The sequence below is a fragment of the Terricaulis silvestris genome, assembly GCF_009792355.1.
In the GTDB taxonomy this organism is placed as follows: Bacteria; Pseudomonadota; Alphaproteobacteria; order Caulobacterales; family Aquidulcibacteraceae; genus Vitreimonas; species Vitreimonas silvestris.
In genome coordinates this window covers 197,563-211,197 of record NZ_CP047045.1, presented here as the reverse complement: position 1 = coordinate 211,197, position 13,635 = coordinate 197,563, and the positions used below count along the sequence as shown (strand labels likewise).

The window sequence follows — 13,635 nt, the reverse complement described above, 5'->3', positions numbered from 1 at the left end:
GGCGCAGGGCCGATCCGCCGACGGGAATTCCGATGAAGGCGCATCAGCACGCGGAGCGCCTCGGCCGGATTGCCTATGCGACGGGCGCGCTCAGAGCTGCACGAAATCGGCCTGACATTGTCTTCTGCAATCATCTTTATATGGCGCCGCTGGCCGCGTTCGTCGCTTACATGAGTAAGGCTAAGCTTGTCATTCAACTTCATGGCATCGAGATGTGGCCTGTGCCATCGCCTATTAGACGACGGGCTATCGAACGCGCGGATTTTTTGTGGTGTGTGAGCCGGGATACTCGCGCCCGGGCACTGGCGCACGCCGACATCAAGCCGGAGCGCGCCATCGTCGTTAACAATGGGGTAAGGCCCGAATTCGTCCCCGGCAATCGCGCCGCCGCCAAACAGCGCTTCGGAACTGCCAATGAGATCACCTTGCTTTCTCTGGGTCGGCTTGATCCGAGAGAGCGTTATAAAGGTCACGACCGAGTAATCGGCGCACTCCCTCATCTCATCACTTGTTGTCCCGACCTTGGATACCTCATTGGGGGTGAAGGCGAAGATCGATCACGCCTGGAAGCGCTAGCGCGACAGCGCGGCGTCGCCAGTCACGTGCGCTTCCTTGGAAATGTCGAGGCGAGGGAATTGCCGGACCTTTACCGCGCCGCCGATCTATTCGCACTGCCTTCGGTTGGCGAAGGCTTCGGCATTGCGTTTCTGGAGGCCATGGCCTGCGGCACGCCAGCAATCGGCCTCGCAATTGGTGGCGCAACCGATGCCCTCGCGGACGGCGAACTGGGAGCTTGCGTTGCCGAGGTGGACTTCGCTGGAGCACTGCAATCGGCCCTCACTGCACCGCGCCCCAACCCGGACCAGCTCAGTGCTGCCGTGCACGCCCGCTTTGGTCGCGCCGTGTTGCGCGAACGAGTGGCGCAATCGCTCTCTTTGGCGTTCGCTTCGAACATTTGTGACGCCTCAAGCCTCAGCGAGCACAGATCAATACGGCCCCTAGAGAACCATGACGCCGACGCCAGTCCGGGGATCTCCATTTTGTGACCGAGCGCGAAAACCTTCGCGCATCCGCGGGTTCAGGACTCCTGTGGGGAGCTGGATCCATGCTCGCCCGGGACATCATTCAGTTCCTTACAATGTTGGTCATGGTTCGCTTGTTGTCGCCGCTGACTTATGGCCAGGCGGCGCTCGCGCAGACGATCCTTGGCTTTGTCGCAATCGCGTCGCTGAAGACGCTGGCGCAGTATCCACTGCAAGCGCGTGAACCTGAGGAATTCGACTGGGACGCGCATTTTACAGCGGGAGCAGCCCTAAACTTCGTCGCGTTTGCGCTGACAAACTTGGTCGGGATGGTCATCCTGTTCTTCGGTGACGGCAACGCAGCCACCGTGGGTGGCGTCCTTATTCTTCTGTCTTTTATTTTCATTCTAGAGATCGCTTGCACGTACCATATGAGCTGGTTGCAAGCATATCATCGTTGGCGGCGCTTGCGCATCTTGCTGTTTGTTGGCGCCTTCATGTCTGGAATGGCCGGCGTCGTGCTCGCCTTGATGGGATGGGGTGTGTTCGCTCTCGCCTCAATGGGCCATTTTTTTGCGCTTCCACTGGTGGTGGATTTTTTTATGCTTGGCGAGCGACGGCCGAATTTCGCGCTCTCTCGCCTAAGAGACTATGCCCATGGCGTGAGCTTCGGCATTAATCGCGCCGTTTCTGGCTTGGTGACGAATGGACGAGCTCTCGCCGAACACGCCGCACTTTCCGGCGCTTTCGGCTTCGCCGCCCTTGGCACGTTTTCGCGCGCCATTGGGCTCGCCAGTATCAGTAGCGGTCGCATCGGACCCGTTGTTGCCCAAACGCTCTACCCGGTGCTCACGCGCGCGGAAGCATCGTCGGAGAGATTTCAGCGCTTTTCCGCGCTACTGCTCCAAGGCGTGGTATGGGTTTCGCTTCCTGCTGCAGCCTTTCTTGCGTATGAAGCGCGCGCCGTCGTGCAACTACTTTACGGCGCGCGATGGGAAAGCGTCATTCCCTTCCTCCCAATGGCGAGCGCTCTCCTCGCGATACGCGGGGTTTCCGCAACGCTAAATCAAATCATGCTCGCGAATTTGCAAACCCGCGACTGCCTAAGCATCGACGTGGCGACGGCGTCACTGGCGATAGCCGCCATCCCCATCGCCCTACCGTTCGGTGTCGCCGCTTACTTGGCAACGCTAACTGGATGTGAGGCATTGGCGCTTTGCGCGTCGATCTACTTGGCGCAGCGCGGTCAGGCGACTGCAGTGTCAGCACTTATCGCCATTGCAGCACCCTGCCTGGCGGCGACGTCGATCGCTTGCCTGCTGCTTGCTGTCTTGCCCTCTCAGTCATCGGCGCAGGCATCGGCTTGGTATTTCGCCGCCCTGGGCCTTGTCGGCCACGGCGTAATGTTCGCTGCAACCTATCTTTTCGTCTTGCGGCTGTGTGCACCTAGCGCCACCGCGGCGATGCTCGACGCGCTGCCGCTTGACGCAGGTGCACGCAACGTGGTGGCGCGATTGTTTCCCCGGCGCAGCGTCGGCTAGTACAATCCACCGCCCAAGTGACTACATCAAAGCAACCAACTTCAATCACTAGCCTGCCGGCGCTTTTGTGGCGCGCGGCGCGCAAGATTGGCGTTCAGGCGTTGGGGCGCGCAGCGGCCTCGCGCTGGCCGTTTCCTGTAATCGCGCGCCTTCAAAACGGTCGACGAATGTATGTCGATTTGCGCTCCAGCATCGGCCGCGGGGTCTTTGCGACCGGCGAGTTCGACCCGGAAGCTATACGACCTGCTCTTGACGCCCTGACGCCGGGCGCAACCTACATAGATATAGGGGCGAATATCGGCGTTTACGCAATGCTGGCATTAGACGCGGTGGGACCGAGCGGCCAGATTCATTGCTTTGAGATAGATCCGCGTCCCTTAAGCGCTTTAAGAAAATCAATCTCGTCATTCGATCTTCTTAATATAGCTGTGCACGAGTGCGCCGTGTCTGACGTCGACGGCGTTCTCACGTTTGTTCCGGCCGCAGAGCACGGACACAATCGCATAGACCCTGCAGGAAGGACCGGCCGCTCAATTCGATCGATTCGAATTGATACTTGGGCCGAGGAGCGTTCGCTGGATCGAGTAGACGTGATTAAAATTGACGTTGAGGGCGCCGAAAAATCTGTAATCGAAGGTGCACGGGGAACGATCGCAAAATTTAGACCGCTCGTCCTATGCGAGGCATCAGCAGAAAACACTGCACCTTTCGGTTACTCGCCAGAAGACCTCATCAGTCTATTCGTCAGCTTGGACTATTGTGCCAGTTGGCTGGAGGGCGTGCACACGCCGACGCTCCTTGCAAAGCCGCGCGCCAATTAAGCCTCACTTGAATATGTGGCACCGAGACTTAGGGCGGAAAATCGGCGGATGAGTATCGGTCGCATTTGCATACTCTCACCGAGTCACTTGGCAACCAACCCGCGTCTCGTGAAGGAGGCCCACGCGCTAACCGACGCCGGCTACGACGTACGCGTCATCTACGGCCTATCCGTGCCTCGGGCTCGAGAGCATGATGCATTGTTAGCCGACCCTCGCTGGCGAGCCTCATCCGTGCCGTTCGGGCCCTTTGAAGCGAGGCCCTCGCTCTACTTTGCGCAAGCGATTACTCGACATAGCGCGCGGCTACTCGTGCGTCTGGGGTATCGAGGCGAGCGCGCGATTGCAGCGGCGCACGCGGCAGCAACCACTGGACTACTCAAAACCGCGCTCAATACTCCAGCGGATCTGTACATAGCTCACTACGTAGCAGCGTTGCCCGCTGCAGCGCGCGCCGCCCAACGGTACGGCGCCCGCTACGCCTTCGACGCCGAGGACTTTCACCTGGGAGATCTCTCGGACGATCCCAAACACGAGTTCGAGAAGCTCATCATTCGGGGTATTGAGAGCCGATATCTCCCGGGCGCCGCCTACGTAACGGCCGCTGCGCCTATGATTGCTGACGCATACGCGCAGACATACCAAATCCCGCGACCGACCGTGGTGCTGAACACCTTTCCCCGCGCGTGGGCTCCCGGCGAATGGTCGCCTAAGGGATCGGCCACGCCGGGTCCGAGCCTCTATTGGTTTTCGCAGACCGTGGGACCCGGCCGCGGCCTTGAGACAGCTATCCAAGCAATTGCCCTGACGTCGAGTTCACCGCATCTCTATGTTCGGGGAAAAGCGGCTGCAGGTTTTGACAAGCGGTTGCGAGCATTGGCCATGCAGCAAGGCGTTGGCGACCGACTCCATCTGATTGCACCTGAGACACCATTGGCGATGGAGCGCCTGGGCGCGCAATACGACATCGGGTTTTCAGGAGAAACGGGCTTCTCTCGCAACAACAGCCTTGCGCTGGGCAACAAGCTTTTCAGCTATCTTTGCAGCGGACTCCCAATTTTGGCGTCAAGCACCGCCTCGCACCAAGCCATCGCAACGGAGTTAGGTGACGCGATGGCGCTTTTCCCCGCCGGCAATGCCGCCGCTCTCGCCACATTGCTTGATGACCTTCTCCTTAACCCCGTTCGCCTAGCGGCAGCCCGCGAAGACGCTTGGCGTCTGGGGCAAGGACGATATTGTTGGGAGGAAGAGCAGGGTGCTCTTCTTCGCAGCGTCGACGCAGCGTTCGTACGAATAACGGCGACAACACGTGCATCGCGCTAAGAATTCACTGCCCGACACCAAACGCTCGGCCTTGGGAGACAAGGCATTGAGCGGAACGATCGCGATCGTCTCTCCGCACTTTCCACCCTGCTCGCTGGCTGGTGTCCACCGCGCGCGACACTTGGCAAAGCACCTTCCCGCCCATGGTTGGCGGCCGATCGTAATCCGCGCGCACGAGACCCAATACACTGAGCGACTGGACCCCGACTTGGCGGCGCTAGTGCCCAACACGGTCGAACAGATTGCTACGGGAGCAATGCCCGCCAGTGTCACGAGACTGATCGGGGTTGGCGATATCGGCCTGCGTGGATTCCTTCATTTTAAGCGGGCCTTGTCGCAACTCGCCCAGACCACACCACTGCGAGCAGTGCTCATCACTGGTTCTCCTTATTACCCGATGCTACTCGCAAAATGGATTAGCCACGATCTGCAGCTTCCCGTTGTTCTCGATTTTCAGGATCCTTGGGTCTCTTCGTGGGGGGCTACACTCCCAGAACTATCAAAGGGCGGGCTTGCGCATCGATTGGCGGTGATGCTCGAACCCAAAGCGCTCCGTCACGCGGCTTTTGTCACATCGGTATCTGAAATTCAGAACCAGGAGATGGCGGCACGATATCCCTGGATCAATCCCAAACGAATGGCAGCAATACCGATCGGTGGCGACCCTGAGGATTTCAACGCAACGCAAACTCATCATAGCGCCACCGCGTCAACAGTTGATCGGTCGGAACGCGCTGAACTTGTGTTCGTTGGCAGTGTATGGCCACGTTTATCCAATACGCTTGACGTGTTTCTGGATGCAGTCGCACAAGTGGCCAAAACCAACCCTGCTATTGCGCAGCGTTTAGCGATCCGCTTTTACGGTACCGACGCGCGCCTAGTGGAGCCGCCAGTGTATCAGGTGGCACAACAAGCCGAGCGAAAAGGTATTTCGTTCGTCGTTGAAGAATTTCCACGAAGACTTTCGTTCGTGCAGGCATTGGCCACCATGGCAGGGGCGCGCGGCGTCATTCTGCTTGGGTCCGACGAGCCGCACTACACGGCGTCGAAAATCTATCCAGCCCTGATGTCCGGTCGACCTTACTTGTCAGTGTTTCATGCAGCCTCAAGCTCACACAGCATCTTATCCAGAGCTGGCGGCGGCGTGTCGTTAGGGTTCGAGGATGCGGAGGCGATTCGAAACCTCATCGACCCGATTTCCGAGGCTTTGGTTAGGCTAGCTTGTGAGCCGAGAAGCTTTTGCAAATCCGACCCCGCTGCGTTCGAGGCCTACACCGCTCATGCGGTCGCTGGGCGCTTCGCTGCAATTTTTGAAAGCATCGCCCAAGGGACAACCGCGTCGCAATGCGCCTCGCTGTCCTGACATCGCACCCTATCCAGTATAACGCGCCCTGGTTTCGAGAACTCGCGCGATCAACGGACATGACTGTCTATTTCGCGCACAAGGCCACGCCCCAACAGCAAGCCGCGGCCGGGTTCGGCACGGCCTTTGAGTGGGACGTGGATATACTGACCGGCTATGCACACGAGTTCTTGCGCAACGCTGCGCTCGACCCCGGCACGCACCACTTCCTAGGCTGCGATACGCCAGGGATCGGCGCGCGCCTTCGAGAAGGCAACTTCGATGCGCTGTTGGTTACAGGCTGGAACTTGAAAAGCTACTGGCAAGGCATCTTGGCGGCCAAGCGACGAGGCGTTCCGATACTCGTGCGTGGCGACAGTCAGCTTGAGACGCCACGCGCAGCGGTCACGCTCGCTGTAAAATCGATCGCCTACCCGCCGTTGCTGCGCCTATTCGATGCGGCGCTTTACGTCGGACAGCGCAACCTCGCGTATTGGCGGCGGTATCACTACCCTGTCCAACGCCTATTCTTCTCACCGCATTGCGTGGATAATTTTTATTTCGCCTCACGCGCGACCCAACACAGCAGAAACACGTTACGGGCTCGACTTGGCATCGCAAACCTTACGCCAGTCGCCCTGTTTGCAGGCAAACTATTGGCTTTCAAGAGGCCGCAAGACTTGGTCTCCGCAGCTGCGCAAGTTCGCAGTCAAGGCGCCGACCTTAATGTGGTGTTCGCGGGATCGGGCGAGCAGGAAGGTCAACTGCGCGCGCAAGCACAGCAGTTGGGCGTACCCGCGCATTTCATTGGCTTCCAAAACCAAAGCGAGATGCCTGCCGCCTACGCCGCGAGTGATGTACTCGTCCTCCCTTCTTCTGGAGAAGAGACGTGGGGCTTGGTCGCCAACGAAGCATTGGCGTGTGCCCGGCCCATAATTGTAACAGAAGCCTGCGGCTGTGCCCCGGACCTTGCGGGAGATGGGACTACTGGTCGCGTTGTACCCGTCAAAAGCCCCAACGCATTGTCCGCAGCACTGCAGCACATTTTGGGGGCGCCCCCTGCGCATGAAACGATCGCGACTAAAATAGCACTTTATAGCCCGGAGGCCGCTGCTGCAGGCGTCAAAGATGCAGCGCTCGCTGTCCTCCGGAAAGACGCCCCGCAATCATGACCCCTCCACCACCGCGCATATTGGCCCTATTCGGCAGCGGCGTACTCTTTGGACAAGAGCGCGGAAACATCGAGGCGCTCGCAGCGCTTCAGGATCAGGGCTGCGATGTACTGTGCCTCGTTCGAGACAGTTCATGGAGTAAAGACATCCCGTCCGCGTTAGAATCGCGCGGCATCGCTTTTTGTAGGGTGCCGTATATTGAACAACGAATGCCCGGCCGCTTGTTCTATTTCCTATTCCGCAACCCTATCGCGTTCATACTGGCCAACATCGCCTTCTTTTGGGTCTTTGCGCGATATCGTCCATCCCACATCTACGCCTTCAATAGCTTATATGCGCTGAACTTTCTGTTCGGCTTGGCGCTCACCCGCACGCCGATGGTATATCGCGCGGGCGACGCCCCAACACGCCACAGTGCACCGTTTCGTTGGCTTTGGTCCTTCGTTGTGCGCCGAACCCAGCGCTTCGTAGCAATCAGCAGATTTATAGAGGAGCTACTGATCAACACGGGCGTCGAAAGAGAACGCGTGTCGGTCATCTACAACAAACCGCCCCAGGGACGCCCCAAATCCAATGGTTTCTCCCCGGGTGCTGACCTTCAACATCCTGATTCATTCTCTATTGTCTATGTTGGCCAACTTATCGCCGATAAGGGTGTCGATGTCCTCATTGAAGCGTTCCGTCACGTGGCGCCTGAATTCCTCAATGCTCGCCTACTGATAGCCGGTCGTGTGTCTGAATGGGCAGGCGATGCTTGGGCAAGGGAGTTAGCTGCGCGCGTGGCCGGCGAAGCTTTGATTCGAGATCGTGTTGTGTTTTTGGGATATGTCGAGGATACGCCCTCACTATTCAGGTTTGGGCAGATCCATGTCTGCCCCTCGCTGTTTGAAGAACCGCTCGGCAATGTCGTGATGGAGGCCAAAGAGGCGGGCGTTGGGTCGATCGTTTTTCCGAGCGGCGGCCTACCTGAAATGATCGAAAATGGCGTCGACGGCGTCGTGTGCACGGAGAAGACTGCTCTGGCTTTGGCAAATGCGTTGACGAGTTATCTAAAGGACCCAGAGGTGGCCAGACGTCACGGGCAGGCCGCGCGCGCGTCCCTGCAGCGATTCCAAATCAACCGCTTCGCCGAGCGTTGGCGCCATGTCATAAATGCGGCCGACCGCGAGAACTGACATTGCTGTGTGAGGCATGACCAATAAATCGAACCCCGCAGTTATCTTGGGTCTGGCGCTCGCTTTGGCGTCCATCGCAACAAGCAATCCCCTGCTCACGCTGGCGGGGGGACTAACGCTCAGCGCAATCTGGTGGGGCGCATTCAACAACGCGATCAGCAGCGTTGTAGCTTGCATGCTTTCGGTCCAATGGTTGCAGGCGTCTTCTAAGATCTGGCTCGCGAACCTAATCGGTATTTCTCTCGAAGAACCAACGTCCCGCTGGATCACCGGTTTGAGCTTGTTCGTGGTTACGCCGCAAACGAACGCCGCTATTTATCTCGCGTTGGCCGCAATCGCCGCGCTCTCCTTGGGCGCGCGCGTATTTGTCCCTAACGTTGCGCTGAGCGGATCAGACTTCACTCGGTTCGCGCCCCGCGGGCTCGTGCTGATCTATCTCCCCCTGTTGCTTGTCAGCCAAGTGGCCGGGCCCTATTTCGGCGGCGGACTGGCGCAACTCATCTCCGCCATTGGCGCTCTCCGACTCGCGCCTATCGTTCTGCTTATCGGCCATTGGTTCTATACGAGGCGAGGCGGTATTGCATTGGCCGCTGTCTTCGGCGCTGAAATCCTGATCGGCTTCCTCAGTTTCTTTTCCGATTGGAAAACCGTGCTGGCGCTGGCCGGCATCACGTTGATCTCTCTTGCCCGTCATGCTTGGCGTCGCTCTTGGCCCTTATTGATTGGCACTTTCGTTTCGTTGTTATTGCTGGGGACGGTCTGGACGATCATCAAACCCAATTATCGTGAAATTCTGAACGCTGGCACCGGCCAACAAGTGATCCTGATCTCGCCGGATGAACAGGCGGCCGCGTTGTCTGACTCAATCCTGAGCATCAAACCTCAAGACCTGTCTGATGGCTTTTTGGATCTCTTGTCGCGCGTTTCGTATGTCGATTTTCTCGCCGAAACGCTTCGGAGCGTGCCGGCACGGATTGAGCATCAAAACGGAGGGCTATGGGGCGAAGCGTTTCAAAACATTCTTACACCAAGGCTCTTGTTTCCTGACAAGCCCCCCCTCCCGTCCGACAGCGTGCGCACCATGCAGTATACAGGTCGGCGGCTTGCATCGGACTCCTCGGGCACCTCGATCTCCATCGGCTATGTCGGTGAAAGCTACATCGATTTTGGCGCGTTCGGCGCAATCGTCACCGCCTTTTTCATGGGGCTTGTTTATGGCGTTGGCGTTCTCGGACTCGTTCGCCTCAGTCGTTCGGGAGGCGCTGCGCTCGGGCTAGCCTTGACGATTTCATTCCTGTGGCCCGTGCAACAATTCGAAATGAGCAACGTAAAGCTTGTCGGCGCGCTTGGTTGGGGTTGGGCCGGCAGCGCCCTGTTCGCGGTCATTCTTTGGCCGCGCTTAGAGCCGTTTGTGTTGATGCGAAAACCCGCGGGGCAAGTAACGCCACCCGCCGACCACGCACGGTCACGACGCGGGCCGTGATCAAGTGTCTGCACGTGATCGCTGGCCTTGCGCCGCGCTATGGCGGACCGTCCTACTCGGTACCCCGACTCTGCCAGGCACTGAGATCGAAGGAAGCAGACGCCAGAATCTTGTCTGTTCAAGAGAGAACCGATAGCGCGCCAGCTTCTTCCGATGACCTCCGCTTTAAACAGGACTTCGCCAAAGTCCCCATTCTGCGCAAGCTTCGCTTGTCGCGGGCCTTATTCGAAATGCTCGACCATGAAGCGAGCCGCGTGGACATCATTCACAATCACGGCCTTTGGCTCGCACCCAATATTTATTCGGGGTGGGTTACGAAGAGACACAGCAGGCCCCTGATAATTTCTCCCCGTGGCATGCTGAACCAAGAGGCGCTCGCATTCTCGTCGGCAAAAAAAAGCCTGTTCTGGAACCTCTTGCAGGGACCACTCTTCCGTCATGCCGCGTGCTATCACGCCACCTCGGACGCCGAATTCCAAGACTTGCGACACTTCGGGATCGGCCGACCGGTAGCCATCATAAGGAACGGCGTTGACGTCCCTGCTTTGGCAGAAACACGCAACGCGTCAGAAAATCGGACGGTGCTGTACCTTGGCCGGCTGCACCCAATAAAGGGTCTCGATTGCCTGCTGGACGCTTGGCAAGCTGCGTATCGACCATCATGGCGGCTCAGAATTGTCGGGGTTGACGAGAATGGGCACGCGGATGAATTGCGGGCGCAGGCTGCTCGCCTGAAGCTCTCTAACGTGTCGATTGAAGGTCCATTGTACGGCTCGGAACGGCTTGACGCCTACCGTCAAGCAGACCTGTTTGTGATGCCGACGCGAAAGGAGAATTTCGGACTGACCATAGCTGAGGCTTTAGTAGCAGGGACGTCCGTCATTTCAACGAAAGGCGCTCCTTGGCCTGGCATTGAGACTCACGATTGCGGATGGTGGATCGACCACGGCGTGGCTCCATTGGTGGAGGCCCTCGATATCGCGATGGCAAAGCCACGCCAAGAATTACAAGCAATGGGCGCCAACGGCCGAGCCTGGATGGCGCGCGACTATTCATGGGATCGCGTGGCCGCCGATATGTTGGACGTATATCGCTGGCTGCAGCATGGCGGCGTTCCTCCTGCCACGGTGCGGATCGACTAATGCCTGCTTTGGCGGACATCACGCCCGTGATCTTGACCTACAACGAGACGAGTAACATCGCCCGTTGCTTGGCGCACTTGCGCTGGGCGAAGCAGGTCGTTGTAGTTGACAGCGAAAGCGAAGACGACACGCAGCGTGTCGCTGCCGCCTTCTCAAACGTAAAACTCTTTACGCGATCGTTTGACAATCACTCCACGCAGTGGCGCTTTGCCGTCGAAGAAACTGGGATTTCTACCGATTGGATTCTGGCGCTCGATGCTGACTACGTTGTGCCACTTGCGGTAACAGAGTGGATCGCACAATTAGACGCTGCGGAGGTCGTGGGAGTTTCATTTCCGTTTCGCTACGCCGTGTTCGGACGCGTTCTTCGCTCCGGCATTTATCCCCCGGTCACAGTTCTCTATCGACGGATGCGCGCGACCTACGTCCAAGATGGTCACACCCAGCGCGTCGAGATTGAGGGGCGCGTAGCGCGAGCCCCGATCGCCCTCATTCACGATGATAGAAAGCCGCTCGCGCAATGGTTTCGGTCTCAAGGTCGCTACGCCCAACTAGAGGCCGAAAAGCTGGAAGTGCGCAGCAGCGGTTTGAAGGCGTGGCTGAGAACCAGCTTGCCCATTTCGCCCTTACTGATCGGACTCCACTGTCTGGTTCTGCGAGGCGGACTTTTTGAGGGGCCGAGTGGGTGGCTCTACGCGCTGCAGCGAATGGTTGCAGAGGGGCTAATCGTCATCGCGTATCAAGATCGACGGCTGCGACGGAGGAGTACAGATGCTAATCTTGGGCCTTAACGCCTTTCACGCTGATGCCGCCGCCTGCCTTGTCTCCGATGGCAAGCTCATAGCTGCAGCTGAAGAGGAACGCTTTCGCCGGATTAAGCACTGGGCTGGCTTTCCGTCGGAGGCGATAAAGTGGTGCCTACAAGAGGCAGGCGCATCGCTTGGCGACATCTCTCATCTCGCTGTCAATCAAGACAGCAGCGCCAACAACTGGCGTCGCGCGGAGTTCCTGCTGCGGCAACGACCAAGCATGGCGATGGTGATCGATCGCCTGTCGACGCGCAAGAAACGAGCAAGTGCGGCCCAACTCTTGGAGGAAATCTATCCCGGTCAACACTTCAAAGGGCAGACGCACGCGGTCGAACATCACCTCGCGCACCTCTCTTCGGCATTCCATGTCTCGCCGTTTGAGCAAGCAGTGGCCATCTCGGTTGATGGATTTGGCGACTTTGCCAGCGCCGCCTGGGGCATCGGGCGCGGCGTCGAGATAGACATAAACGACAGAATTTATTTCCCGCACTCGCTGGGCATCTTCTATCAAGCGATGACGCAGTTTTTGGGATTTGCGCACTACGGCGATGAGTACAAGGTGATGGGCCTGGCGCCCTACGGCCAGCCCCGGTATGTGGACCGAGTGCGTGACATGCTCGTCTTGAAAGACAAGGGACGCTTCGCGCTTAACCTAAAGTACTTCAGGCATCACAAAGAGTACGTGCCCTACCAATGGGAGAACGGGTCACCCGTCTTTGGCGATCTATTCGCCGAGGAACTGGAGGCCTTGCTCGGCCCGCGCCGCAAGCCCGACGACCCGCTCATGCAACGGCATCGTGATCTGGCCCGCTCAACCCAAGCGCTCTATGAAGAGGCGTTCTTTCACCTTATCGCCGCCGCGCAGAACGAGTCCGGCATCACTGATCTTGTGCTTGCCGGAGGCTGCGCCAATAACTCGGTCGCCAACGGCAAGGTGCGCCGTCAAACCCCATTCAAACGTGTCTACGTTCATGCGGCGCCAGGTGACGCTGGCGGCGCGATCGGCGCGGCGTTCGCGGTCTGGCACGAACAGGGCGGCGCCCGCCATTTTGTCATGGATCATGCCTATTGGGGGCCGGCCTTTGGCGACGCCACCTGCGCGGCGCTCCTTCAGAGCAAACAAGCGGAGTTGGACGCCGCTGGCTGCACCGTCGCAAGGCTTGTTGACGAGGAAGCACTATGTCGCCGCACCGCAGAGGCAGTAGCGGTCGGGAAAGTGGTTGGCTGGTTTCAAGGCAGAATGGAATGGGGCCCTCGCGCCCTCGGAAACCGCTCGATCGTGTGTGATCCGCGCAGGGGCGATATGAAGCAAATTCTCAACGCCAAGATCAAGCGGCGAGAAAGCTTTCGACCCTTCGCGCCCTCGGTCCTCGCCGAATACGTCGGCGCGTGGTTTGAGGAAGACGACGCGGTGCCGTTCATGATGCAGGTGTTCCAGATTCGCGAGGAGAAGCGCGCCCAACTTCCCGCGGTCACCCATGTTGACGGTTCAGGGCGACTCCAGAGCGTCAACCGCGACACCAACCCGCGTTACGCCAAATTGATCGACGCCTTCCATGAAATCACGGGCGTGCCGATAGTGCTCAATACGAGTTTCAACGAAAATGAGCCTGTCGTCTGCCGTCCAGAAGAGGCGCTTGATTGCTTCTTGCGCACACAGATGGATGTGCTGGTGATAGGCGAACACTTTGTCGAGCGGACCCACGCCGTCAGTGCCGCGCTTGTGACGTGAGCATTATGCAGCGGCGATATTGGTTTCGCTTTGTACCCAGCGATTCCGCATTTTCGAAGTCAGCGACCGCGGCGAG

The 13,635-nt window shown here is 58.5% G+C and carries 11 protein-coding genes; all 11 read left to right on the top strand.

What is annotated here, in order from left to right:
- Positions 1–32: 32 nt before the first annotated feature.
- The 11 genes from DSM104635_RS01045 to DSM104635_RS00995 all read left to right on the top strand — a co-directional run bounded on the left by DSM104635_RS01045 (position 33) and on the right by DSM104635_RS00995 (position 13,559).
- Positions 33–1,046, top strand: coding sequence for a glycosyltransferase family 4 protein (locus tag DSM104635_RS01045; RefSeq protein ID WP_228446021.1), 1,014 nt, complete (start codon positions 33–35; stop codon positions 1,044–1,046).
- Positions 1,047–1,105: 59 nt separating this feature from the next.
- On the top strand, positions 1,106–2,563 hold the full coding sequence (locus DSM104635_RS01040; protein ID WP_158764408.1) for an oligosaccharide flippase family protein: 1,458 nt from the start codon (positions 1,106–1,108) through the stop codon (positions 2,561–2,563).
- 167 nt (positions 2,564–2,730) lie between these two features.
- The gene (locus DSM104635_RS01035; RefSeq protein ID WP_158764407.1) at positions 2,731–3,384 is read left to right on the top strand and encodes an FkbM family methyltransferase; all 654 of its coding nucleotides are present in this window, start codon (positions 2,731–2,733) and stop codon (positions 3,382–3,384) included.
- An 879-nt stretch (positions 3,385–4,263) separates the two neighbouring features.
- Positions 4,264–4,704, top strand: coding sequence for a glycosyltransferase family protein (locus tag DSM104635_RS01030; protein ID WP_158764406.1), 441 nt, complete (start codon positions 4,264–4,266; stop codon positions 4,702–4,704).
- Entirely contained in the window at positions 4,691–6,067 is a 1,377-nt protein-coding gene (locus DSM104635_RS01025; protein ID WP_158764405.1) for a glycosyltransferase, read from the top strand. Before DSM104635_RS01030 ends, DSM104635_RS01025 begins: the two co-directional genes overlap by 14 nt.
- A 59-nt stretch (positions 6,068–6,126) precedes the next feature.
- Positions 6,127–7,218, top strand: coding sequence for a glycosyltransferase family 4 protein (locus tag DSM104635_RS01020; RefSeq protein WP_158764404.1), 1,092 nt, complete (start codon positions 6,127–6,129; stop codon positions 7,216–7,218).
- Positions 7,215–8,393: a glycosyltransferase family 4 protein gene (locus DSM104635_RS01015; protein WP_158764403.1), complete on the top strand. Its 1,179-nt coding sequence runs from the start codon at positions 7,215–7,217 to the stop codon at positions 8,391–8,393. Before DSM104635_RS01020 ends, DSM104635_RS01015 begins: the two co-directional genes overlap by 4 nt.
- A gap of 424 nt (positions 8,394–8,817) precedes the next feature.
- On the top strand, positions 8,818–9,876 hold the full coding sequence (locus DSM104635_RS01010; RefSeq protein ID WP_228445789.1) for a DUF8712 domain-containing protein: 1,059 nt from the start codon (positions 8,818–8,820) through the stop codon (positions 9,874–9,876).
- Positions 9,873–11,018 carry a glycosyltransferase gene (locus DSM104635_RS01005; protein WP_158764401.1) on the top strand — a complete coding sequence of 382 codons (1,146 nt, stop codon included), beginning with the start codon at positions 9,873–9,875 and terminating at the stop codon, positions 11,016–11,018. The genes DSM104635_RS01010 and DSM104635_RS01005 overlap by 4 nt, the downstream gene beginning before the upstream one ends.
- The gene (locus tag DSM104635_RS01000) at positions 11,018–11,809 is read left to right on the top strand and encodes a glycosyltransferase family 2 protein (RefSeq protein WP_158764400.1); all 792 of its coding nucleotides are present in this window, start codon (positions 11,018–11,020) and stop codon (positions 11,807–11,809) included. The genes DSM104635_RS01005 and DSM104635_RS01000 overlap by 1 nt, the downstream gene beginning before the upstream one ends.
- Positions 11,799–13,559, top strand: coding sequence for a carbamoyltransferase family protein (locus DSM104635_RS00995; RefSeq protein ID WP_267129062.1), 1,761 nt, complete (start codon positions 11,799–11,801; stop codon positions 13,557–13,559). Before DSM104635_RS01000 ends, DSM104635_RS00995 begins: the two co-directional genes overlap by 11 nt.
- Positions 13,560–13,635: the final 76 nt, after the last annotated feature.